This is a genomic window from Virgibacillus kekensis, assembly GCF_042654125.1.
Taxonomy (GTDB): domain Bacteria; phylum Bacillota; class Bacilli; order Bacillales; family Amphibacillaceae; genus Lentibacillus; species Lentibacillus kekensis.
Window position 1 is genome coordinate 1,093,533 of record NZ_JBHSFU010000004.1, and the last position, 24,206, is coordinate 1,117,738.

The 24,206-nt window shown below is 42.4% G+C and carries 26 protein-coding genes and 2 pseudogenes; 9 read left to right on the forward strand and 19 right to left on the reverse strand.

The genetic code is table 11. The features are described from left to right. Positions 1–147: 147 nt before the first annotated feature. Positions 148–564 carry a TetR family transcriptional regulator C-terminal domain-containing protein gene (locus tag ACFO3D_RS09400; protein ID WP_390295136.1) on the forward strand — a complete coding sequence of 139 codons (417 nt, stop codon included), beginning with the start codon at positions 148–150 and terminating at the stop codon, positions 562–564. A 39-nt stretch (positions 565–603) separates the two neighbouring features. Here ACFO3D_RS09400 and ACFO3D_RS09405 read toward each other — a convergent pair whose 3' ends face one another. From ACFO3D_RS09405 to ACFO3D_RS09465, 13 genes and pseudogenes are all read right to left on the reverse strand, one after another. Further along, positions 604–1,383 (reverse strand): enoyl-CoA hydratase/isomerase family protein, encoded by a 780-nt coding sequence (locus ACFO3D_RS09405; RefSeq protein ID WP_390295138.1) that lies wholly within the window; start codon positions 1,381–1,383, stop codon positions 604–606. Between the two features lie 200 nt (positions 1,384–1,583). Continuing rightward, positions 1,584–3,188, reverse strand: coding sequence for a long-chain-fatty-acid--CoA ligase (locus ACFO3D_RS09410; RefSeq protein ID WP_390295140.1), 1,605 nt, complete (start codon positions 3,186–3,188; stop codon positions 1,584–1,586). A 60-nt stretch (positions 3,189–3,248) separates the two neighbouring features. Beyond that, positions 3,249–4,223 carry a quinone oxidoreductase family protein gene (locus tag ACFO3D_RS09415; RefSeq protein ID WP_390295142.1) on the reverse strand — a complete coding sequence of 325 codons (975 nt, stop codon included), beginning with the start codon at positions 4,221–4,223 and terminating at the stop codon, positions 3,249–3,251. Between the two features lie 87 nt (positions 4,224–4,310). Next, positions 4,311–4,912, reverse strand: a pseudogene (locus ACFO3D_RS09420) (phosphotransferase family protein); the annotation flags it as partial. Between the two features lie 126 nt (positions 4,913–5,038). Next, a complete protein-coding gene (locus ACFO3D_RS09425; RefSeq protein WP_390295513.1) occupies positions 5,039–5,476 on the reverse strand; it encodes an acyl-CoA thioesterase in 438 nt (145 codons plus the stop codon). A gap of 11 nt (positions 5,477–5,487) precedes the next feature. Beyond that, positions 5,488–6,051 (reverse strand): TetR/AcrR family transcriptional regulator, encoded by a 564-nt coding sequence (locus ACFO3D_RS09430; protein ID WP_390295144.1) that lies wholly within the window; start codon positions 6,049–6,051, stop codon positions 5,488–5,490. A gap of 210 nt (positions 6,052–6,261) precedes the next feature. Beyond that, the gene (locus ACFO3D_RS09435) at positions 6,262–7,035 is read right to left on the reverse strand and encodes an SDR family oxidoreductase (protein ID WP_390295146.1); all 774 of its coding nucleotides are present in this window, start codon (positions 7,033–7,035) and stop codon (positions 6,262–6,264) included. A gap of 12 nt (positions 7,036–7,047) precedes the next feature. Next, a pseudogene (locus ACFO3D_RS09440) lies at positions 7,048–7,452 on the reverse strand (acyl-CoA dehydrogenase family protein); the annotation flags it as partial. 232 nt (positions 7,453–7,684) lie between these two features. Further along, entirely contained in the window at positions 7,685–7,969 is a 285-nt protein-coding gene (locus ACFO3D_RS09445; RefSeq protein ID WP_390295148.1) for a hypothetical protein, read from the reverse strand. A gap of 27 nt (positions 7,970–7,996) precedes the next feature. Further along, complete coding sequence (locus tag ACFO3D_RS09450; protein ID WP_390295150.1) at positions 7,997–9,163, reverse strand: TraB/GumN family protein; 1,167 nt, start codon at positions 9,161–9,163, stop codon at positions 7,997–7,999. A gap of 156 nt (positions 9,164–9,319) precedes the next feature. Beyond that, positions 9,320–9,946 carry a cyclic di-AMP binding protein CbpA gene (gene cbpA / locus ACFO3D_RS09455; RefSeq protein WP_390295152.1) on the reverse strand — a complete coding sequence of 209 codons (627 nt, stop codon included), beginning with the start codon at positions 9,944–9,946 and terminating at the stop codon, positions 9,320–9,322. Between the two features lie 136 nt (positions 9,947–10,082). Then, positions 10,083–10,634 (reverse strand): hypothetical protein, encoded by a 552-nt coding sequence (locus ACFO3D_RS09460; protein WP_390295154.1) that lies wholly within the window; start codon positions 10,632–10,634, stop codon positions 10,083–10,085. Between the two features lie 15 nt (positions 10,635–10,649). Next, the gene (locus tag ACFO3D_RS09465) at positions 10,650–11,120 is read right to left on the reverse strand and encodes a DinB family protein (RefSeq protein ID WP_390295156.1); all 471 of its coding nucleotides are present in this window, start codon (positions 11,118–11,120) and stop codon (positions 10,650–10,652) included. 191 nt (positions 11,121–11,311) lie between these two features. Here ACFO3D_RS09465 and ACFO3D_RS09470 point away from each other — a divergent pair, with 191 nt between their 5' ends. From ACFO3D_RS09470 to ACFO3D_RS09480, 3 genes are all read left to right on the forward strand, one after another. Next, on the forward strand, positions 11,312–11,671 hold the full coding sequence (locus ACFO3D_RS09470; RefSeq protein WP_390295158.1) for a Lin0512 family protein: 360 nt from the start codon (positions 11,312–11,314) through the stop codon (positions 11,669–11,671). 415 nt (positions 11,672–12,086) lie between these two features. Continuing rightward, on the forward strand, positions 12,087–12,428 hold the full coding sequence (locus tag ACFO3D_RS09475) for a hypothetical protein (RefSeq protein WP_390295160.1): 342 nt from the start codon (positions 12,087–12,089) through the stop codon (positions 12,426–12,428). A gap of 620 nt (positions 12,429–13,048) precedes the next feature. Next, on the forward strand, positions 13,049–13,603 hold the full coding sequence (locus ACFO3D_RS09480; RefSeq protein ID WP_390295162.1) for a GNAT family N-acetyltransferase: 555 nt from the start codon (positions 13,049–13,051) through the stop codon (positions 13,601–13,603). A gap of 35 nt (positions 13,604–13,638) precedes the next feature. Here ACFO3D_RS09480 and ACFO3D_RS09485 read toward each other — a convergent pair whose 3' ends face one another. After that, positions 13,639–14,256 (reverse strand): flavodoxin family protein, encoded by a 618-nt coding sequence (locus ACFO3D_RS09485; RefSeq protein WP_390295164.1) that lies wholly within the window; start codon positions 14,254–14,256, stop codon positions 13,639–13,641. Positions 14,257–14,349: 93 nt separating this feature from the next. Continuing rightward, positions 14,350–14,646, reverse strand: a complete 297-nt coding sequence (locus tag ACFO3D_RS09490) for a 4a-hydroxytetrahydrobiopterin dehydratase (protein WP_390295166.1) — start codon at positions 14,644–14,646, stop codon at positions 14,350–14,352. Between the two features lie 217 nt (positions 14,647–14,863). Here ACFO3D_RS09490 and ACFO3D_RS09495 point away from each other — a divergent pair, with 217 nt between their 5' ends. From ACFO3D_RS09495 to ACFO3D_RS09510, 4 genes are all read left to right on the forward strand, one after another. Then, a complete protein-coding gene (locus tag ACFO3D_RS09495; RefSeq protein ID WP_390295168.1) occupies positions 14,864–15,823 on the forward strand; it encodes an ABC transporter substrate-binding protein in 960 nt (319 codons plus the stop codon). A gap of 71 nt (positions 15,824–15,894) precedes the next feature. Further along, the gene (locus tag ACFO3D_RS09500; protein WP_390295170.1) at positions 15,895–16,890 is read left to right on the forward strand and encodes a FecCD family ABC transporter permease; all 996 of its coding nucleotides are present in this window, start codon (positions 15,895–15,897) and stop codon (positions 16,888–16,890) included. Further along, positions 16,887–17,870 carry a FecCD family ABC transporter permease gene (locus ACFO3D_RS09505; protein ID WP_390295172.1) on the forward strand — a complete coding sequence of 328 codons (984 nt, stop codon included), beginning with the start codon at positions 16,887–16,889 and terminating at the stop codon, positions 17,868–17,870. Before ACFO3D_RS09500 ends, ACFO3D_RS09505 begins: the two co-directional genes overlap by 4 nt. A gap of 76 nt (positions 17,871–17,946) precedes the next feature. Beyond that, complete coding sequence (locus ACFO3D_RS09510) at positions 17,947–18,528, forward strand: hypothetical protein (RefSeq protein WP_390295174.1); 582 nt, start codon at positions 17,947–17,949, stop codon at positions 18,526–18,528. 131 nt (positions 18,529–18,659) lie between these two features. On the opposite strand, the gene ACFO3D_RS09515 is transcribed toward ACFO3D_RS09510, so the two are convergent. Further along, the gene (locus tag ACFO3D_RS09515) at positions 18,660–20,375 is read right to left on the reverse strand and encodes an ABC transporter ATP-binding protein (RefSeq protein ID WP_390295176.1); all 1,716 of its coding nucleotides are present in this window, start codon (positions 20,373–20,375) and stop codon (positions 18,660–18,662) included. A 152-nt stretch (positions 20,376–20,527) separates the two neighbouring features. On the opposite strand from ACFO3D_RS09515, the gene ACFO3D_RS09520 reads away from it, so the two are divergent. Then, positions 20,528–20,905, forward strand: coding sequence for a DoxX family protein (locus ACFO3D_RS09520; protein WP_390295178.1), 378 nt, complete (start codon positions 20,528–20,530; stop codon positions 20,903–20,905). Positions 20,906–21,195: 290 nt separating this feature from the next. On the opposite strand, the gene ACFO3D_RS09525 is transcribed toward ACFO3D_RS09520, so the two are convergent. From ACFO3D_RS09525 to ACFO3D_RS09535, 3 genes are all read right to left on the reverse strand, one after another. After that, on the reverse strand, positions 21,196–22,413 hold the full coding sequence (locus tag ACFO3D_RS09525) for a S1C family serine protease (RefSeq protein ID WP_390295182.1): 1,218 nt from the start codon (positions 22,411–22,413) through the stop codon (positions 21,196–21,198). 76 nt (positions 22,414–22,489) lie between these two features. Then, positions 22,490–23,275 carry an MBL fold metallo-hydrolase gene (locus ACFO3D_RS09530; protein WP_390295184.1) on the reverse strand — a complete coding sequence of 262 codons (786 nt, stop codon included), beginning with the start codon at positions 23,273–23,275 and terminating at the stop codon, positions 22,490–22,492. Then, positions 23,272–24,204, reverse strand: a complete 933-nt coding sequence (locus ACFO3D_RS09535; protein ID WP_390295186.1) for a two-component system regulatory protein YycI — start codon at positions 24,202–24,204, stop codon at positions 23,272–23,274. The genes ACFO3D_RS09530 and ACFO3D_RS09535 overlap by 4 nt, the downstream gene beginning before the upstream one ends. Between the last annotated feature and the right edge of the window lie 2 nt (positions 24,205–24,206).

Sequence of the window (24,206 nt, forward strand, 5' to 3'; positions counted from 1 at the left end):
ATATTCGGTTTTTTATGTATGATGGAAGATTATTGCTGAAGAAGGAATTGAGAATGCAACCGTTAGGAAGGTTGCGAAGTCTGCCGGATTATCAGGGGCGCTCTACGGCATTACTTTGCATCCCAGTCAGACTTGCTGGAATTTTCGATGGAACTTGTAGTGGAAAGAGTCCAATCCCGTACAGAAAATAAGCAATATGACGGGACACCACTGGAGGTTATTACCGAAGCGATATGTGAAGTACTACCAGTCGATGAAACAAGGAAACTTGAAATGGAGGTATGGTTTGCATTTTCTGCAAAAACACTGGTGGACTCCACGCTGGGGGCGCTGAGTAACAAGGTATACAAGGATATGCAGACGGGGATAAAAAAAGTAATCGGTTCCTTGCAGGCATTGAACCTTCTGAACGAGAATGTGGAAATGGAGCGTGAGGTATTCAGACTTCATGCGTTGGTTGATGGGATGGCAATGCACCACTTGCTGTACCCTGAACAATTTTCCTATGACAACATGATAACTACATTAAAGTACCACCTGGAATCACTCTGCAAAGCTGCGTGAAGGCTCCCCACATACTTACTGGAAGCCTTCACTCTTGCATTATTTATGGGTGAAGTTTGCCTTTCGTTTCTGGATAAAAGCTTCCACGCCTTCTTTTACATCCTCTGTCTGGAAAACATCGGTAAAGAGCTCCGCTTCCAGTTCCAGCCCTTCTTTCAGATTTTTTTCGACCCCTTCATCAACAGCACGTTTAATTCTGGATAGTGACTGCAGCGATTTGCCGGCAATTTTAGCGGCCATCTCCATTGCAGCAGTAAAGCCTTCACCGGTCGGAACCACCTGGTTGACCAGTCCGATTCGCTCCGCTTCCTGGGCAGTAATCGGTTCACCTGTGAACATGATTTCCTTAGCTTTTGCTTCACCAACAAGTCGTGGCAGGCGTTGTGTCCCGCCCCCGCCAGGGAACAATCCGAGATTTACTTCCGGCAGCCCAATTTTGGCATGTTCTTCGGCGATCCGGATATCAAATGTTAATGCGAGTTCACAGCCTCCGCCAAGGGTCAGTCCATCAAGCACTGCGATCGTAGGCTTTGGCAGGTCATCAAGCTCGCTGAATATCGCGTGCAGTTCCATCACCCATGGAGTCATTTCAGGGTCTCCGATCATGGAAGGAAATTCTTTTATATCGGCGCCAGCCATAAATGCTTTCTCACCAGCGGTTGTGAGGACGACACAGACAACTTCCTCATCATTCTTCAGTACTTCCACACTTGTCCTGATTTCTTTTTGCACCTGGGTACTCATGACGTTCAATGGCGGATGATCAATTGTAATGATTCCTACTGCACCTTCTTTTCGATGTGAAACTAATTCTCCCATTTAATTATCCCCTTTCATATAGTCATACCAGCCCTTGCAAGTTTTACGGCCGAGATGCCCTGCTATCTGATGACCCATGGAGTCAGATCCGATCACTGCTACTTTATGTATTTCTACAGCGAAGCAAAATCTCCTCCTTTTCAGATAAGCGTTAACGGGGGATGTATTATTCCCCGCTAACCCTTATGTATAGCTACAGCCTACTTAACGGTTTCTTCACGAATTGCACGACGCAGGATTTTTCCTACATTGGTTTTTGGCAGTTCGTCTCTGAATTCCACAACCCGAGGAACTTTATAGGTAGCCATATTGTCACGACAGTAGGAAATCAGTTCGTCTTCCGTGCAATTGTGTCCGTCTTTCAATACAACAACCGCTTTTACCGTCTCACCCCTGTACGCATCAGGGATTCCTACCACTACCGCTTCCTGGACGGCAGGATGTTCATAGATAACCTCTTCCACATCACGCGGATAAACGTTATACCCGCTGGCGATGATTAAATCCTTTTTGCGGTCCACAATATATGCATATCCATCTTCGTCCACCCGGGCAATATCCCCGGTATACAACCAGCCGTCACGCAGGGCATGGGCAGTTTCCTCCGGCATATTCCAGTACCCCTTCATAACTTGTGGGCCACGGACAACGATTTCGCCGATCTCCCCTGGCTGAAGTTCAGTCTTTCCCTCTTCAAGGTCAACTATTTTATATTCGGTGGACGGAATACCAATCCCGATACTTCCGGCTTTCCGTTCGGCAAAAGACGGATTACAATGGGTGACTGGTGCACTTTCTGAGAGGCCATAACCCTCTAAAATCTTAGCGCCTGTTTTCTTTTCAAACGTACGAAGCAGTTCACCCGGCATTGGTGCACTTCCACTGTTGCATAGTCTGATACTATCAATCCCATACGCTTCAGCTTTAGGGTGACTGGTGATGGCAACATACATGGTTGGTACTCCAGGGAATGACGTAGGCTTCAGGTTTTTGATGGTCTCCAGTACCTCTTCCAGCTCAAATTTCGGCAGCATAATACTCAGGGACCCAGTGTAGACAGAGAGATTCATACAACAGGTCATTCCAAACACATGAAATAACGGGATAACTGTAAGGTAACGATCTTCACCTGGGTGAATTTCGTCCTTAAAGTACTCACAGACCTGCATGGTATTGGTAAGAATGTTGCGATGAGTCAGCATCACACCTTTTGAACGTCCGGTCGTACCACCGGTATACTGCAGTACAGCCAGATCTTCTTTCGGGTCGATGTCAACTGGCACAGGGGGACGCTCAGCCTGCTTCAGGTAATCGGTAAAACCTGTTGCCAGTCCGTCGTCTGTATTTCGTCCATCAAGATTTACTTTGATGACACGTTTTACAGAAGTCTTTTCAAGAATCTGATTAAGCACAGGAAGTAATGGTTCGTAGATAATAATTGTTTCTGCTCCTGAGTCGGTAAGTATATGTTCAAGCTCCTTACCGACAAGCATCGGGTTCACCTGGGTGACAACTCCACCGGCCATTAATATTCCGTAATAACCGATGACATATTGCGGGCAGTTCGGCAGCATGACGGCAACCCGGTCCCCTTTTTGAAGCCCATCCTGCTGAAGTGACGCGGCAAACGCGCTTGTCTGCATACCAAGATCTTTATACGTAATTTCTTTCCCATAAAAGTGAATTGCCGGTCGGTCTGCATAATCTTTGATGGTATTTTGCAGCATTTCTGCCACTGAATAGTGCGGTATTTCCAAATCTTTTTGAATATGTTCCGGATAATGCTTTAACCAATTCTTCGCCATTAATTATTCCTCCCCTTTTTGGTAACGCTTACAAAAATAAGCTAACCGGCTGGCTCCGGTTTATGGAACCAGCACAACTTTCCCCTTCGTCTTCCTTCCCTGAAGCAGTTCATGGACTTTTGCCGCTTCGTCCAGTGGGTACACACCACCAATAGTCAGTTCAAGCTGTCCGCTGCTCAAGTATTCCAGCAGTTCCGTGAGGCTCGTTTGAAGCAAGGATTTCTTTTTCATAATCTGTGGCAGAAAAAAACCTATCACCGATTGGTTTCGCTTCATTAACGATGCTGGATAGAACGTAGCCCGTTCGCCACTCGCTGCTCCGTAAATCACCAGACGGCCAAACGCTGCCAAACATTCTACCGTTTTATGGAAAACCTCACCTCCAACCATCTCGAGTGCCACATCAACTCCTTTCCCATCCGTGAGTTTCCGGACTTCTTCCTCCCAATTATCTTTGGTATAGTCAACGGTGTCGTCAGCGCCCATCTGTTCAGCGAATTGTCTTTTTTCGGGTGTACTTGCAGTTGCTATAACCTTTCCTGCCCCAAAAATCTTTGCCAGCTGAATGGCTAATGAGCCTACACCGCCAGCACCGGCATGAACCAGCACACTTTCACCCTTTTCAAGCCGTCCCATCGTCTGCAGAATGTGATAGGCGCTTAACCCCTGCAACGGCAAAGCAACCGCATTTTCAAAGTCAATACCATCAGGAATAGGGATAAGCATATCGGCTGCTGCCACGGCATACTCCGCATATCCGCCGGCTTCAATCAATGTAATCACCCGCATCCCCTTATGAACGCCCTGTACATTGCTGCCGATTTCTGCCACCACTCCAGCTACCTCTGCACCCGGGATAAATGGTAGCTTTGTCGGGACAACATACTGGCCTTCACGTCTCGCAGTATCCGCATAATTAACGCCGATTGCCTTTATTTCGATTAAAACGTCATTTTCATTGAGTGACGGCCGTTCAGTTTCCACCTTCTCCAATACTCCCGGACCGCCATATTGTTTAAATTGGATTGCTTTCATTATCTATCAACCTCCTGCGTGTTCTTTTATTATTGTTAGTACTGTTGGCGATTCCCTGGCTGAAGGAATCATAACCCTTCAATGCCGCTACACTCTCCTGGCAGTATAAAGCGCATGCTGAATGATGTTTGCGACAAATCTGTCAAAGCGGGCAAACCTTGGATCACTTGTCTGACCATTTTTATAGCGATAATAGATTTGCTGGCAGATTACGGCCAGCTTAAAATAAGCAAATGTAAGATAAAAATGAATCCCGGTTACATCGCGACCGCTCTTATTTGCATAATCGACAATAAACTCCTCGCAGGTATAAAAACCTTCTCTGACAGTTACTGGCGGCTTACCAAGCCTTTTTTTCAACAGCTCTGGGTCATCTGCCTGAATCCAGTAGCTCATTGCCGCTCCGAGGTCTGCCAGCGGATCACCACCATTGCCATCGCCCAGTCAAACAGCCCGGTCATGGTTGTCAAATCCTCTAAAAACATGGCATTGTTCAGTTTATAGTCATAGTGAATAATCATCGGGTCAGCAGAAGGGGGAATGTTGTCATCAAGCCATCTCGTAAGCTCCTTCACGCCCGGCACTTTATCCGTCTCAGCCCGAAAATACCGTTTGATCCATCCCTTAACCTGTCGCTCCATAAATCCATCCGGTTTAGCGAGCTGAGCCAGGCTTGTCTTGGTATAATCAGCAGACCATCAGGTACATCTGAAAGGTTATCTCGGAGAAACGTTAGAAGGGGCTCCTGATTCAGTTCCTCACCCTTCCGCACCTTAATAGTATCCTGATAACCCGCATCCATTTTTTCTCCTCCTTTATGCTGATTGGGCATAATCGGCCAACTTTCTTTTAAAGGACTCAGGAATTGGCATGGTCGCCTGCTTCACTGTATCAAAATAGACCAGCACAGCTTCTCCCTTAGCAATTAATCTGCCTGACTCTTTATCTTTCATGATACTGACTAGAGTGATGCTTTTATTGCCGATTCTCCCTACCTCGGTTGCAACATCAAGAATCTGGCCAAAATATCCCTGGCTGACAAAGTCACATTTTGCTGAGGCAAGCATGAAAGCAAAACTCTCACGCTCAATATCTATCCCCAAATCCTCCAGAAAGGCAATCCTTGTCTCTTCCATGTAAATGAAATAACTTGTATTGTTAATGTGGCCAAGCATATCCGTTTCACTGACACGCACTCGTATATCCAGCTTGATAACCTCCCAGAATAATAGTATTCTTCTGTGTATCCTAATAGACCGGACAGCTACTCCTCAATTCCCTTCAGTACAAGGTCGACATATATATCCACCAGTTCTTCAGGTGTAACCTCACCATCAGGCTTGTACCACTGGTAACTGTAATTGGTAATTCCTAGGATGCCAAACGTAATCATATCGGTGCGCAGGTTCTGCCGGAATTCTCTTTCTTCTATGCCTTCATGGATGATCTTTTCGATATTAAGCCTGAACTGATCACGCTTTTGTTTTATATTCGCTATGTTGTCGTCGGTCAGATGTCGTATCTCCCGGAAAAAAACCCGTGCACTTGGTCCTTTATCGGTAATGTCTTTAATGAGCAGTTTGATAATTTCCCATAATTTTTCCTTCTGTGATAGCCCCGTATTGTCCATTATTTTTTGCTGACGGCCTAGAAGATTGGATATATACTCGAGATGAATTTCCATAAGCAGTTGTTCCTTGCTGGAAAAGTAATAATAGAAAGTGCCTTTTGTTACACGAAGTGCATTTACAATATCCTGAATCGATGTCTGACTGAATCCATTTTTCTCAAATAGTCTGATGCTCTCTGCTGTCATTCTATCTTTCATATAAAAATCCTCGCTGTGTTTTTAATTTTTTTGGCATTTGCCGTAACTTTGTTGCTCCTTAACTCTGACTGTTCATATAAATTGTGATGCATATTAATATGACTTTATAACCACGCAGCGGAAAGCGAAGTGTATTTCCGGAGCGGTGTCATTATACTCAAACCTTGTTAACTACGTCAGTTATAGGTTTTTTGACAAAACACCAACCTTTTAAAAAGCGTGGGCTCCTCCGTCGACTGCCAAAATATCACCGCTGACATAATCGGATGCCTTGGACGCCAGAAAAAGTGCTACTCCCTTAAGGTCCTCATCGCTGCCAAGTCGGTTAAGCGGGGTGCCCTCCAAAATTTTATCTTTCCCATATTCGATTAACGCCTTAGACATCTTGGTTGGAAAAAATCCCGGTGCGATTGCATTCACGCTAATATTATACTGACCCCACTTTACAGCCAGGTCTTTTGTGAACGTCATTATTGCACCCTTGCTAGTGTTATAGCCAATTGTATCCATAAATCGTGGATCGGTACCGCCGAATCCTGCCACCGAAGCAATGTTGATGATTTTGCCAGCATTCTGTTCGATCATCACCTTGCCAACCTCCTGACTCATCAGAAAGGTTCCTGTTACATTGACGTTCAACACTTTTTGCCATGCTTCATACGGCATATCCACTACTGGAGCGCCCCAGGTGGCACCACTGTTGTTGACCAGAATATCAATCGAACCAAAGTGTTCTTTTGTACCCTCGACAACCGTTTTAATATCATCCCGGCTGGTAACATCACACTGGAAGGCCAGTGAATCAACGCCAAGTTCTTTTAATTCATCCCGCATCGCTTCACAGGCCTCCAGTTTTCGGGAACAGACCACAACGTTTGCTCCTGCTTCCGCAAATCCCCGGGCAATTTGAGCTCCCAGTCCTCGGCCACCTCCAGTAACGATTGCCGTTTTGTCATCAAGCCTAAATAAGTCAAGTACACTCATTTTGACTCCCCCTTATACATATTTACCAAGTTCCAGTTTTGCAATTTGCCGTCGGTGTACTTCATCAGGCCCGTCTGCCAGTCGTAGGGTCCGGGCATTCGCCCAATGGGCAGCAAGTGGGAAATCATCGCTTACACCTGCACCGCCAAAAGCCTGAATCGCCCGGTCAATCACCCGAAGAGCCATCGATAGTGCAACCACTTTAATCATAGCGATTTCAGTTTTAGCTTCCTTATTTCCAACTGTGTCCATCATATATGCGGCTTTCAGTGTCAGTAGCCGTGCTTGTTCAATCTCGATACAGGCTTCAGCTATCCACTCCTGGACAACACCCTGGTCAGCCAGTTTTTTACCAAAGGCTGTTCGGCATTGAATACGCTTACATAATTCCTCAAGTGCCCGCTCGGCTGCACCAATACGTTCGCTTCCATAAACGCCGTGATTTTTTTCTTTAACTCTTTGACCCTGTTTGAATAGGTGAAGTCCATCCTTTTCCTCCGTTCATCTTATTAACTAACCGGACAGTATGTTCAGAATATTTTAATACATTATAGACCAAGTATACTGTAAACGCAAATTAGTCTAATAATAATGATCAAAAAAAGCTGGCAGACAATTAGGGTTAATTGCCTACCAGCTTATGTAGCTTTTAATTATCTTTAAGAACTTTAAACGCCTCGATAAATTTAGTTGGGGAAAACTTAACTGTATAAGTATAGACCCCTTTAATGGTATGCAGATAAAGAAGGCCGCCATCACCGCCAACCTGGCGATACGACATATCAAGCACATCTGTGACCGGAAATTCCCTGTGCTGGGTAACAACTTTATCATCATACAAGTAAATCATCCGATTCAGTTCAATATCAATCTGTTCAATGCTGTGCACTTCCCGTTTCACTTTCACATACGGTTGCTGTGCAATCAGTGGCATATACCTCCAACTTTCTGTGAATGTGATTTACAGATTCTCAAGAAATACCCGGATAACATCAGCGCCACCAATAAACGTCCCGATTGAACTTCCCAGATTGGAAAGAACCACGACAAGGAGTATCCTGCTGACTTTGTTATTCCAAAAGCCTTTAACGGTAAATACGTCCTCTGACAGTGTCTCGAAGTCACCGACATTCGGCCTGCGGATATATGCCTGTACAATACCAGCAAACCACCCGGCTGCGATTAGTGGGTTAAGCGATGTAATTGGAGCAACAATGAAAGCTGTGAGTATTGTCAGTGGATGTCCTAGCGCAATTAGTGCTCCCAGAGCTGAGCAAAAGCCATTCCATAGTACCCAGCTTATTGTCTGTTCCATTCCCGCCGATGGATTAGCTATAAACGTATACAGGATAATTCCAATGATAAGAATTGGTATCGACCAGCCGATGATCTTTGGTATTTTGGACTTGGGTGGAACCTCTGATAACTGCCCGAGATTGTGCTCTTTGTTTATCTCTTGTGTTATACCAGGAACATGGGCCGCTCCCAATACAGCTACCACTTTATCGCCTGGTGCTTTTTTTATCTTTTGGGAAAGATACTGATCCCTTTCATCGATTAAAGGAGTCTTCAACCGCGGAAAGTGATCCGTGAATTCCTGCAACATAGAATTGAGCATATCCTGTGATTTCATTTTTTCCAGTTCTTCTTCGGTTATCGTTTCCTTGCTGAAAATACTGCCGATCACCTGCATAAGCAGCATCGACTTACCCTTTAGGCCAATTCCACGCCAGATTCGTGCGAAGGTTGTCTGGATATTGCGGTCGGCAAGGACTAGTTCAGCACCTGTTTCCTCTGCTGACTCAATCCCCTGAATCATTTCCTGTCCAGCTTTAATACCAAATTGCTTGGCCATCCGCTTCTGAAATGATGAAATAGCCAGGTTCATTAACAGCAGTGTCGCCTTTTTTTCTTTTATAACTTTAAAAATATCGGTGTCCCGCCATTTATTGCCTTCCACAATTGACTGGTATCGCTGCTGATCGAGTTCAACACATACACTGTCCGGCTGTTCTGCCTCGATAACTTCCTTTACTTGTTCAGCACTGTGCTTAGAAACGTGCGCGGTCCCGATCAGGATGATCTCTTTACCATCCAACTCTATACGTGTAATATTATCTTCGGACATACCAAAACTACCTTCCCTTATCTATCTAAAAAGCCTGGTCTAAATCCAGGCTTCCATGTTCTTTATGCAATTAAACCTTATCTTATAGTTAAAATTCTATCACTTCAACAGGAAATGTCCATAAATACTCAGAAAAAAAGAGCCGATTAAGGCTCTTTAATTCAACTTTTCGATATGCGTAACGGTGAAGTTGTTTTTTTCAAGATCGCTTTTAACCTTTTCAACTATAGGTTCATCCACCTCATTCGGCAACACAATGCAAACACGTCTTACATAATACGATCCATTATTCAATGACACAACACTCTGGACATTGCAGTATTTATTAACAATTTTAAGCATCTTACGCAAAGCTCCCGAAAATTCGACTGTTCCAATTGTTAATGAGTAACTGCCATCGTTTACTCCCCAGGCATTTTCCAGCACGGTTATTACGTTACCGCTGGTCAGGATTCCGCGGAATTTCTCGGACTCATCTACCATTGCCAAATACGGTAGTCGTTTAATCGAGGAAAATACCTTGAAAAACGGGTCATCTTCCTTTACGGCACCGTCTTTATCCTCGATCAGGTCTTTGACTGTACCTTCCAGAGGACCCTTCAATTCCTGTTCGAGCAGATTGACTTTATATATATTCCCTGCATAGTATTCAGCTGAATCATCCAGTACAGGAATACAGCGGTACCCGGATTCCTCAAGCTTTTTTAATGCATCCTCTTTACTGTCACTCTCTGTGACATAGACGACGTCCTGTTTTTTAACATAATCGTTTGAAACGAGCATACTCTCCAACCTCCCCATTATTCCATTCAATCTATGCGTACACTATCGTTGATTATACCATCGTATTATATTTTCATAATTATTACAATAGTATAATACTTAGAGCATGAATTGGAGATGGGTTTCCTAAAAGTCTTTACGTATTCTTCCAGACTTTTTGGTATTTCTTCCTATACTTTTGGTCGTCTTCAATGTCTATTAACCCCAATGCAAGTTCCCTGATTTCACCATCATCGGTTGCATCATATAATTTTCTTAAACCTTCCTGGATATCAGCTCGGATAAGGGTATAATTCTTTTCATCTTTACAATTTTTGAACCTGTCCGCAAGTGTTTTTACCACCAGATTCTTCTGTTCTTCACCACCGAGGCCAACTTTCCAGATGGATTGAAGGGCATGACGGGCAGTAACGAACTTTTCATCCTTTGTTACTTTCCAGACAGCAGGGAAATCATGAAGCATCCGGTTTTTCGGGTCACTTTTTGCAAGGCCACTTAAAAACTGTGCTGCCCGGGAACGCTCATGCGGATCGGCATCAGTCAATTTCCCTTTTAATTCATCCCATATCTCATACGGCCAGTCAACTTCTTTTTCCATAGCGGCCATAATCTCCTGAAAGGCCCTATATTGCTCCGTTTTGTCCCCATTCTCCAGCTTATTAAAAGTTTCCCGAATAGCTTCATCCATAAACAGATAATCCTTCTACTTCAGCTCAGACGGATGTTTCATAAAGAATGGCACTCGTTCGGCCCCTGCCATTCGAACATATGTAAATAACTGGCCTTTATGGTGTACTTCGTGATCAATCGCATTGGACAGCCAGAAGCTTCCCGGAGCAATATCTCGGTTGAATTCTACTTCGTCAGTCAGCTGCTGCTTTGATAACGACCGCAAATCATTTTTAGTAATTTCGGTATATTTTTGGACAATCTCCCGCACGTCCTGGATGGTCTTGAAATCTTTTTCTTCCTGCGGTGGGGCAAACTTACCGTTCTTTACTAGTTTAACGAACATATCCATTGAAGTTGCTATATGAACAGCCAGTTCTCCAAGCGTGCTCGCACCTTCCCATGGTTTAAAATCCACATGTTCATCACCCACGACCTCAAGCAAATCATGCACTACCAGGCGATGTTTCAGCCAACCATCTACTACTTCGTCCATTGTACTCATTCTATTATTCCCCCCAGTTCGATGAAAGTTTACTTACTATATCTATTATGCTATACCCTCCTACCAGAATATCAACTAAAAAGTGTCTAATTTAGAAAACTCTCCATAAGGCTTAAAATCATCGCGTGTTTATGTGATTTTTCAGTCGGGAATTGTAATCATGAGTATTAAAATAAGGGAGGATTATACCCATGGAACAGATTTTATTTGTTCAAACAGGCACGGGTGTTGATGTGCACGGCCAGAATGTGACAAAGGCATCAGTTCGTGCAGTTCGAAATGCGATTTTCAGCAACTCCATGCCAGGAATAGAAAAAAGCCTGCCAGAGCAAAAATTAGAGAACATGAAGGTCAACGTCCGGCTGGCAATCCCACGAGATCGTGACAACCTTGAAGTCGACGAAATTAAAAAAATAATCCCATACGGAAACGTCACTGTGGATGCGGTTGATGGTGGAATGGCCACAACCAGTGGAATCGTACTGGAAGATAAAGAGGACAAAAATGATTTAATGTATATTGTCAATGCGGCTGTGGAAGTTGGATTTTAATAAGTGCAGCGCAGACAATTCACATGTTAAGATGGAATTCCGATGGAAGATATGCCTACACTAATTTCAGAAGTCTATCATGTAATGCAACTCACGAAAATTGGATTGAAGATGAATGTGCTTCCACGGATTATAGCAGAATAGACGGTGGCAGAACGATAAGTAGTTCAATGTCTGGGAAATACCACAGTTGGAAGTATTATTTTGATAGCCAAAGAACAGACTTACAGCATGATATTACTATCGAGGGATACTATACAGGCGGTTATAATTACTATTTCGATATATATACAAGCGGTGAGCAAGATGAAGAGTTAAAAAGTGCGGTATATGTCTATTAGAACTTAAATAATCAAAGCGTGGAGTTATCTCCGCGCTTTATTATTCATAACTATAATAAATGGGGGGATTAAACATGAAAATAAGTTCAAAGATCATTGGTGTCATAGCAGGTTTAACCGGCATTATTTTGTGGGTAATTCTCAACTTTTTTAATCCATATTCAAATAATCCGGAGGGCGATTCGATTACAGGAACATTCTTTATGTTATGTTTACCTGCATTTGTGGCCATCATTTCCTCTTTTAAAACGAGCAAAACACTAATGTTCATTTCATTCTTATGGTCATTGCCATTTAGTTTATATTTAGGCTTATCACCGAGTATATTTTCTTTATTTGGGTTAGTAAATCTATCATATTTAATTTGCTTTTTCCTAATGTTTATAAGTAAAAAAAGAGAAGTTACAAATAAATAAAATTACTTTTATATGTTTGTCATATAGAATACCTTCTGCTAAAATATACATATACTTTTTTTAAAAATTCATCTTAGGTCAAGAGACCCGAGAAATGTGATTTAAGAACTCGGAAGTTCTTTTTCTAATGCTGTATTCAGCTTTATATGAGCCACAGGTATGCTCAAATGACCATGTCCGGAAACTTAGACTAAGGTCATTTTTTTAGTTTCCGCAAAAGGCGCTATTTTTATTTGTTTGACTCGATCCATTAGAAGGAAAAGTTCGGTCCCCTGTCCCATTAATCTATTTAGCGGACACATAGGACTCTATTAGTGGACATAGAGCAACAATTAAGAGTTTTGCGGACATCAGAGCACTTATTGAGCTAAATGATAGCTTGTTTTGAGTAATTCATAGTAAATAAGAGCTCGTATGTCCGCTTAGAATTATATCGCTTATAACCTCGTATTTTATATCAACTTTAAGTTCCAGCTATGTGCCAGCCCCAATTTTCCTCGTCCTTTAAAGCTGTTTACTATAACATCGTTACTCATAAAATTTTAAAAAAATCCAATTATTTACACCTTTCCTGCTAAATTCATGGTAAAATAAGTGCAAAACTCACAGGCGGGATACTTATGTTCATCATTGAGATTGATAACGAAATAGCACTAAAACCGCTGGACATCAAGGATGCAGGGTTTCTGTTTGAGTTAACCGATTCTTCCAGGGATGTTTTACGCCAATGGCTCCCTTGGGTTGATGGCACTAAAACCATTGAGGATTCCAAAACATTTATTAGACTTGCTGAAAAGTCACTGATTGAAAAACGGGGACTGACCACCGGTATTTTTTATGAAAATAATTTAGCTGGTGTGATAGGCTTTAATAACTTTGACTGGTCCAATGAAATAGGCTATATCGGATACTGGTTGGGGACTGATTTCCAGGGAAAAGGCATTATGACCCGTGCCGTGAATGGCCTGATTGATTATGCCTTTCATTCACTAGGGCTTAACCGGATTGAAATTCGTGCAGCATACGGGAATAGACGGAGCAGGGCTATCCCAGAACGGCTCGGTTTTCAGATTGAAGGGCAGATTCGTCAGGCTGAATGGCTTTACGATCATTATGTAGACCATGTTGTATACGGAATGCTGGCAAGTGAATGGAAATTTCGACGGGATATATAGATTAAAATGCGAGCGTATTTGGCTGCTCGCATTTTTCATTCCATCTTATTTCCCTGTACGGGAATCGGATTTTCTTTTAACAGACCAGCAAAGTGAATCAGGTTGTACGTCATAAATTGAACATGCTGCTGGGTAAAGTCATTTTCATATCCTTCTGCATCAATAAATGATTTTCCGGGTCCCGCTTCACCGACCCAATACGTATCCACGTTTGGTGGGATTGTAAAACCGATGTGGGATAACCCATAAAGAATGGACTGGGCTGCATGTTTGGCACCATCCTCGTTACCAGTAACGACAACACCTCCAACTTTGTTATAGTAAACAGACTGACCCCATTCATTGGTCAATCCACTACCACCATACAACCGCTCGATTACTTGCGTGGCCACACTACTTTTCTCCCCGAGCCAGAGCGGAGTACCGATAATCAGGATATCCGCTTCTTTCACTTTGCTGAACAACTCAGGCCACTCATCGCCCAGCCCTTCATCATCCGAGACGCCAAACGCTATATTGTAGTCAGTAGGACGGATTATTTCCGTTGCTACTCCTTCCTGCTCAAATATCTTAACCGTCTCTTCCATCAGCGCTTCCGTATTTGACCGCTCCGGACCGCTTTTTAACGTGCAATTAAGTAATAATGCTTTCATATGGCAATCCTCCCTCTATGGATTTTTTTCCCCTAAGAAAAATATTAAAACAAAATCCCTGTCATTAAACCGGACAGGGAGAAGCGGGAAGAATTATTCAGTTATCTCGCTATATAATCGATCAAATTCCTTAACCATCTCAATATCCAGATCAGTAAGTCCCTTCATCTGCCAGGATGAAATTTTCAACGTAACCACTTTATAATCAATCGAAATGAAGGGATGGTGCTGTTTCTGTTCTGCATAGTCGGCAATCCGATCTACAAAACGAACACCCTCCAAAAATTCCTTAAATCGGTACTTCCGCTGAATCCACTTCTCATCCAGCCGCTTCCATTCAGGAAGTTTTTGTAACTCTGTAATGATTTGATCTTCATCCAACCGTTTCATTATAAAGACCTCCTCACAATTTACATTCAGTATACCAGTCGATAGAAATGTTTCAACTGAGTTATACACAGGTTATCAACAGAAAATTGTGCATAACTGACAGAGAAGGGCAATAATTGAATTTATTTATTTTTTTCTTAAAATTACTGGACTTTGCAAGTGATAATGATTATCATTATTAATGATAAAGCATTTATACATACTGGAGGTTGATGACATGAAATTTAATAAATATATCACTTTAGCCTTGATTTTATTGGCTATCGCAGGTCTAATGGGGTGCGGAACAGTCGGTGGTGAAAATAGTGATAAAGATTCGAAAAGCACAGATAAGGAATCCGGGGAAACAATCACCATTGAACACGAAATGGGAGAAACAGAGGTACCTGTTAACCCCAAGGACATCGTGGCATTAGAATTTTCATATGTGGATGCGTTGGCTGCACTTGATATTACACCGGTCGGCATTGCTGATGATAATGACTCCAGCAGAATTATTAAACCCATTCAGGAGAAAATAGGGGACTATACATCAGTCGGCACCCGTAAACAGCCAAGCTTAGAGATTATCAGTTCGCTTAAACCTGATCTTATAATTGCCGATCTACAACGTCACAAAGATGTTTATGATCAGCTCTCTGACATTGCGCCGACAATTGTACTTTCATCTTTGGCTGCAGACTATAATGAAATACTTGAAGGATTTAAAAAAATCTCCGTTGCAGTTGGAGAAAAGGAAAAAGGCGAGGAAGTATTGGCTGCACACAAAAAACGAATGAAAGAGATTAAGGCATCTGTTCCTGAAGACGAAACTCGAATTGTATTACCGGCAGTTGTGACTGCTGATGGATTTTATGCTCACAATATGGATTCTTATACCGGTTCATTACTAGAATCAATTGGGTTTAAAAATGCCATTCAGGATGGTAGTGATCGATATAATAAGATAAACCTTGAACAAGTAGTTAAATTTAATCCTGATATTCTATTTCTCATGAAAGCCGGTGAGGAAACAATCATAAGTGAATGGGAACAAAATTCACTCTGGGGCAATATCAGTGCAGTTCAAAACGAGGACGTGTATGAGGTAGACCGAGATACCTGGTCACGTTTCAGAGGGTTAATTTCTTCCGAGGCAATACTGGAAGAGGCTGTTAACAATCTGTATGAAAACTAATTAAAGAGCGGTTAGACTCCGCTCTTTTATTTCTGTTTCTTGAAAGACAGGGTGATTGGGGGATGTATGTTATGGGATTTAAGCCATCTAGAACTTTATTATTTTTAATAGGTATTGTCATTTTAATAATCAGTATGTTGTTCAGCTTAAGGGTAGGGGCAGTCTCTATCGGCTTTGAAACAATTTACCAGTCATTTATCTCCCATTCCAATAAGCAAAATATCTTAATTGTGCAGGATTTACGGTTACCACGAACCATAATAGCTGTCGTAATTGGTGCCAGCCTTGGAATTGCCGGTGCAATTATGCAAGGTATCACCTTGAACCCTCTTGCTTCACCGCAAATCTTCGGCATCAATTCAGGAGCTTCCCTAGCAGTTGTAATTGGCCTTGTATTATTACCGGGAATTTCACCAGACTTAATTGTATATTTTGCTTTTGCTGGTGCTGTTCTTGGCGGGTCAATTGTCTATTATCTAGCAGCCACAGGAGGTACCTCATCTCCTGTTAAACTTGCCCTGGCCGGGATTACAGTACACCTCTTTCTCTCAGCGATAATTGAGGGACTTGTTCTTTTTCACGAGGATTCCACTGAAAATGTGCTTTTCTGGTTAGCAGGCGCGATCGATGGGGCAAGCTGGGATGACGTCCGTATCGTTCTCCCATGGGCGGTAATAGGAATAACTTTAGCATTTATATTCGCGAGACAGCTTACTACGCTTGGTCTTGGGGAGGATATGGCACAGGGTCTGGGAATAAATGTAGCGGTTATACGCCTGTTTTTCAGTTTCCTTGTCATAATTTTGGCAGGTGCATCTGTCGCAGTTGCCGGCCCAATTGGTTTCATTGGTTTAATCATTCCGCATATTGTACGCAGGCTGGTCGGAGTTGATTACCTCTTTATTATTCCTTTCTCTGCTCTTTTCGGTGCGATACTTTTGGTAACAGCGGACGTGTTTTCCCGGTTCATCGCTTTTCCTGCCGAGTCACCAGTTGGAATAGTAACGGCTCTGATTGGAGCACCTTATTTTCTATACCTAGCACGTAAAGGGGGAACTATCCAATGAAATCTCCCTATAATAAGTTATTGATCCTAGTCATCATAACGGGCATTGTAGCAGTGATTGCGACTGGGATTGGTGCTGTTTTCATTAGTCCAATGGAAGTTGTCGGTTCATTGATTGGTACTGCTGAAAAGGGCTCAAACGTCATTATTATGCAATATAGGCTCCCTCGGATAGTGATGGCCATTCTAGTCGGCGCTGGCCTGGGAGTTTCCGGTGCCATTCTCCAGGGAATTATACGTAACCCGTTGGCATCCCCGGATGTAATCGGTATTACAAAAGGAGCAGGATTGGCCGCAGCTTCTGTCGTTTTACTAGCGCCGCAAGCTCCTATAATTGCACTTCCACTTGCAGCTTTATTCGGAGCCGCAATTATTACGATAGTACTTTATTTGTTTGCATATAATCGAGGAGTAAATCCCTCAACGTTAGCATTAGTTGGGATCGCACTAGGTGCAATTTGCCATGCTGGAATTCAGTTTTTAATGGTTAAATTTCCAGTTGAAATTAATGCCGCTTTAATCTGGCTGACAGGAAGCCTATGGGGGAAAAGCTGGAATGATGTGTTACTGTTACTTCCTTGGATACTCATCTTATTCCCAATCAGTCTAATGCTAGCCAGAAGAATGGACATCTTAAATTTGGGTGATGATGTAGCTGAGGGACTAGGGGAGCCAGCAAAACGAACTCGTATTTTGCTCCTTGTTGTAGCGGTTGCCTTAGCAGGAGCCTCCGTTGCAGTCGTCGGGTCACTTGGATTCCTTGGCCTTATTGCACCGCATATTGCCAGACAGCTGGTGGGAAACAGACACAAGTTACTACTGCCAATGGCTGCCGTAACAGGGATGTTATTATTGTTACTAGCTGACGCACTGGGTAGGGGAATTGCTCCTCCTTCCGAAATCCCTGCAGGTATATTTACCGCAGTACTTGGTGCCCCTTATTTTTTATATTTATTAAGGAAACTCAGAACTACCACTTAATCAACGATTATATTCACGCTCTTTTGCATAAATATCTTCCTATTAATGAAAACTAATCCTTATAGGAGGAATTCATGTGACTGAGAAAGAATTATATCAACAGATATACACAACTAAGGAACAGCTAGGCAACCTTTTAACGGAGCATTGGCAATTATATTCCAATATGACAACCTGGTATTTTTGGGTTAACCTAGTGATTCTCATTGTCCCTTTCATTGTTCTGTATATGTATGTGGACAGAAAACGCATTTTTGAGGTTGCTTTCTATGGTTATTCCATACATATTCTCTGGTATAACGTTGACGGATTTTTGACTGGAAACAACTACATGAATCATCCGCACAGTCTGACAACATTTCTACCGGAAAGTTTCACGGTATCCGCTGTATTTTTTCCTATCTCGTTTTTGTTGCTATACCAATATTGCACGAATAACGGAAAAAATTATTACATATATTCGGTGATTGGTTCATTTATCTTCGCATTTGGATTCGGAGGGATTTCACTATTGGTTGAACTGCTCCGGTTTCATAAAGGAATGAATCTGTTTTATTTGTTTCTGATTGATATCGTTATTGTTCTCACAGCACTTGCCATGACAAAAGTCTTCTTCTGGATAAAAAATACCAGACAACCAAAAAGATTCAGTGACTGAACATCACTGAATCTTTTCTTAAGAGGTAAAAAAGTATAAAATTTTGGCTCTATTAAATGGCAACGTCGACCCACCCCGTTTGACGGGGCGCAGGGCATACGGTGATAAGCAGGGCGCTTGCGCTTTTGTTCTTATCGCATCTGCACTTTATGAAGATGGGCAAAAATCCCATCGCGTTTCAGCAGTTCTTCATGACTGCCTTCTTCTTCAATACCTTCCTTCGTTACTACCATAATCCGATCAGCATTTTTAATGGTTGCCAGCCGGTGTGCAATAATTAACGTTGTCCGTTCTTTTGCCAGTTCAGAAAGTGCCTTCTGGATGATTGTCTCTGTTTCGGTATCAAGTGCCGATGTTGCCTCATCTAAAATAAGGATCGGTGGGTTCTTCAAAAACATCCGGGCAATCGCTATCCGTTGTTTTTGACCACCTGAAAGCTTGAGGCCACGCTCACCAACCTGTGTTTCATAGCCATCAGGCAGTTCCTTGATGAATTCTACCATGTGGGCTTTTCGTGCAGCTTCCTCAATTTCCTCATCACTTGCATCGAGCCGGCCATAGGCTATATTTTCCTTTAAAGACCCCGTGAACAAAAAGACATCCTGTTGCACAATCCCTATTTGATGCCGTAAAGATTCTTTGGTCATTTCCCGCACGTCGAGACCATCAATTTTAATGCTTCCGCCATCCACATCGTAAAATCGGGGGATTAGTGAACATATGGTTGTTTTCCCGGCACCAGAAGGACCAACGAATGCCACTGTTTCACCAGCATTTATTGTCAGGTCAAGTTCATTGAGCACAGACCCTTGTGTTTTTTCATATCCAAAGGTCACATCCTCGAAAGTAATATCACCCTTCAGGGAAGTTACCTCTCTGGCGTTTTCATGGTTAACAACGTCGGGTTCGACATCAAGCAAATCTGTAAAACGTTTGAAGCCGGCCATTCCTTTTGGATAGAGTTCAAGCAGCGCACTGATCTTTTCAATCGGCTTAAAAAGCACATTCACATACAGGACAAAGCCAACCAGTTCGCCTGTTGATAGCCTGTCCGTATATGTAAGCCACGCGCCTACCACCAGGACAATAAGCACAATAAGTCGCATCATCATATAAATGTTTGAATGGACAAACGCCATAACCTTGTATGCACCGATTTTCGCTTTACGGAAGCTGTAATTGTCCTTGGTGAAGCGTTCCATTTCAAATTTTTCATTCGTGAACGACTGAACAACCCGAACACCAGAAACGGCATCCTCAACTCGGGCGTTGACCTCGGCAATATCATGGTACATCGAATGCCAAGCCTTATTCATCTTGATATTGCTGTAGGCAATCAGGAAAATAAGTACCGGTACAGCGATCAGAATAATCCATGCGAGCTGTGCGTTTTGATAGAACATAATCCAGAATGCACCGACAAATGTCATAATTGCGATAAAAAAGTCCTCCGGGCCGTGATGGGCAAGCTCGCCAATATCAAATAAATCATTTGTTATCCGGCTCATGATGTGACCAGTCTTTGTATTGTCAAAGAAGCGAAATGATTGTCGTTGGACATGGAAAAATAAATCCTGCCGCATATCAGTTTCAATATTGACACCAAGCTTATGTCCAAGGTATGTAACAACATATTGAAGAAAGGTGCTGAGTATATAAACGAACAGCAGACCTATACTTACCAGGATAATTAGGTTCCAGTTTTCTTTTGGCAGCAATCTATCTATAAATTCCTGCACAGCAATCGGAAATGCCAGCTCCAACAAGGCTACAATCAATGCCGATGTGAAATCAACAACAAATAACCGGCGATGCGGTTTATAATATCCAAAAAAACGTCTGATCAAAAGATGCACTTCCTTTTCATTTCATCTATTAGGATTATAAGTTTTATTACCTGGCTTGGCAATAAGCAGGTTTATAAAAGAAAAAAGGTTGTCAATGTTGTCCTCTATCCTGCATAAGATTACATATGAACTTCTGGAAAGGGGGACAAATGTTGAGACAGTTATCGATGACTAACTGGATCTGCTATGCTGTTGGATATGTATTTATCACTACCGGAATTGTTAAATTGACTGTCGGCCAATTTAAAGTGATATTCAGCAGCCTGGGACTGCCGTATCCGGACTCATTCCTTTATCTGGTTGCAATTGTGGAAATAGTGTGCGGCACTCTCATTATCAGCAGGCTTTATATGAAAAGAGCTACTGCAATTCTAATCTTCATTATTCTGGCCGCTATATATCTCACCAAGCTTCCAATCCTCGCGAGCCAAGGCATCTTGATGTTCGCATATGAGGCTAGACTGGATATTGTTATGCTTATTCTACTACTATTGCTGTGGCAACGTTCCGGCGGGAAGACATTACTTTAAAAAGATTACTTACCCCTGAAAAGGGGTATATTTTTTTAGGTAGAGGTGATAGCTTACTTCCCAGCTTAATTGCAACTAGTGGATAACTTGCTTTTTCCACACATAAATAACGTTTTATCCACATTTTTATCCACATATGCACAAATGTTCGCAGATATTTAGTTATGGAATAAATGTTCCGTACTATATATGGATGTTATAAACATGTTATTCACATCTTGTGGATAACATGTTGCAATTAAATTTAAAAAGAGACTAACCCTATCAGGTCAGCCTCTATTAACATTCATCTAGCGTTGTTCACTTAGCTTTATCGTTGTTTCATGCTGCTTTCCATCTCTGTAAAACGTTACCTTAAGGTTATCCCCAACTTCTTTTTCATGGTAGAGGATTTTACGTAACTCAATTATGTTATTGACTTCCTTACCATCAATTGCAGTAATAACATCTAGACGATCCAAACCAGCCTTATCAGCAGGTGAGCGCGATTCCACACTCCAGATGTACACACCACTATCTACATCCTTAGGCAGTTTCAGTGATTCATCCCATTCGGTCTGTGGTATTTCCTCCAGTGAATAGATTTCAACACCCATATATGGACGCGTTACTTTTCCGGACTGTTCAAGTTCGTCGATAATCGGTTTGGCGGAATCGACCGGGATTGCAAAGCCAATGCCTTCAACAGTCGCCTGGTTAATCTTCATGGAGTTGATCCCAATCAGCTGACCACTAAGATTGATTAAGGCACCACCACTGTTCCCTGGGTTGATAGCGGCATCAGTCTGAATTACCTCCGCCTGCCAATCAGGTCGACCATCCTGATTAAAATCCTGGGGAATTGTACGTTGCTTTCCACTGATAACCCCTTGGGTAACCGACCCTGAGAACATCATGCCTAAAGGGTTACCGATTGCTATAGCAGGTTCACCCACTTTTACATTTGCCGAGGATCCCATTTCAATGATTTGCTTAACCATTTTCTCGTCCATCCGCAGTACAGCCAAGTCAGAAAACAAGTCACTTCCGATAACTTCCGCACTAATATGCGTTCCATCTGACAAGACTACCTCAACCTCATCAGCTCCTTCGATTACATGGTGGTTGGTAATCACGTACGCATATCCGTTATTTTTTTTATAAATAACTCCGGAGCCTGTGCCCGCTTCCTGTTGATTTTCCTGCTGTTCCCAAAAATTACCCTGATGCTGGATATTGATGACCCCAACAACAGCAGGTGCTACATTCTCTACAACCTCGGTAATCTGCGTGGAGATGTCCACATTCATAAACTCACCAGCGCCTGGAGAACGGCTAATTTCTCCATCACCATTCGCGGTGGAAAACTGCTCGGTCCATGCCTGAGGTAACAGATTTGAATTTAAAATGGTCGGTAAAGCAACTAGTACTACGATAACCCCTATGACAATACCTGCTAGCACCGACACCATCCACTGACGATTTTTAGGCTTGCGGCTTGGCTGGTAATCATCATCAAAATAACCCATTGGCCCATCCCCTTACTCATAAAGGATTTTTCCTGAAATTGACTATTATATTAGTATTCCCTGATTATCCTTATTATTAACCAACCTCGTATAACTTTGTCGGTGACTTGGGGTCTGTATCGTAAAGATCAAGATTGATTCCGCGTTCTTTAAGTACGCTGTCAACCGACATACGAGCAAGGTCCTTCATGTTATTATCCTGACTCAAATGGGCCAAATAAATACGTTTTGTCCGGTTACTAATGATATCGCTCAATGCCAAACCGCAATCTTCATTGGAAACGTGGCCGGAATCACCAAGTATCCGCCGTTTTACATTCCATGGGTACCTGCCCATCCGCAGCATACTTACATCATGATTAGCCTCAAATATATAAGCGTCTGCATCTTCAACGGTTTTCTTGATACGATCCGAAACATAGCCAAGGTCTGTTACAAGGGCAACCTTTTTGCCAGCTTGATGAAAGGTATAAAACATCGGCTCAGCAGCATCATGCGATACACCGAAGGATTCCACATCCATATCACCGAATGTTTTAACCTCTTCCATACCAAAATAAAATTTTTGGTCAACGGTAAGCTTTCCAATCGAATTCTCCATTGCTTTCCATGTCTTCTCATTAGCATAAATGGGCAGATTATACTTTCGCGCGATGATGCCAAGCCCTTTAATGTGATCACTGTGTTCATGCGTAACAAGAATCCCTGTGAGTTCTGAAGGATCGACTTCCACTTCGCCAAAAAGACGGTCCATCTGCTTACCGCTAAGACCCGCATCGACGAGCAGTTTTTCTTTTTCAGACTCTATATAAAAAGCGTTTCCTGTACTGCCTGAAGCTAGTACACTAAAACGTAATGTCATTCTGTTTCACTCCGATTAATTGTTGTCAGTTTTTCACTGAGATGATTGATCACAAAGGTCTCAAGCTTTGTGTTCTCCTCCAGTGTCTGAACTTTATTCATTATATCAGCTGCTGTCTCTGTCAGGAAGCCCAGTTCATCACTGGGAATAACAAGTGTTTCCATGGCGTTAACATAAAAATTCTTTTCCTCATTAACAGTTATTGTCCATGTCGGTGCAAAAACCTGTTCACCGCTTGGTAACGGATAAAATGTGTAATAACCAAGATTGATTCCAGTTATTTCATCGCCAGATTCCAGGCGATTGTCATTAAGCAGCTGTTGAATTGCCAACATTGGTTTAATTTCTGATTGCTCATTTTCCGAAGACACCGCATCTCCTAGCATTGTCTGTGTATAAAAAATTGCTTCATTGTCATCGTTCAGAAAGACGAGGATAATTCCATTATGGTTATAGTAAATGGGCCGTCCACTTTTCTTTTGGAAAAACACCAGCACATTCATCTCTTCATTCCAGTCCCAGTACTCATAGTTTTCCGGTAAGAGGAAAGTATCTTTCAATAAACCATTAATGGTTTCCTTGCTAGCGTCTTTCGGTATCGGAACAGGATCTTCATACCGAGAAACAATCAGGTCTTTTGCCGCCACAGCTGATTCTAAATTTTCTTTTTTCATCAGAAGCTCTTTCTCTTCCTCAGAGAACCGCTTCTGTTTAACCGTAATATACGACTCTTCAATTTCCTCATCAGGCAAATCTGTCTTAATTTCAATCTTCTCCTCTTGCATGCGTTCCTCTATGGACAACTCAGCTGTCGGAGCAGTTTTCGTGCTTTCACTTTCCTGCTGCTGATTAAAGAACAGGATAAGCAGATATACATCAAGAACAAGGAAGCAGAGAATAAATAAGGTCTTAAGCTGATTCCATTGCAAGC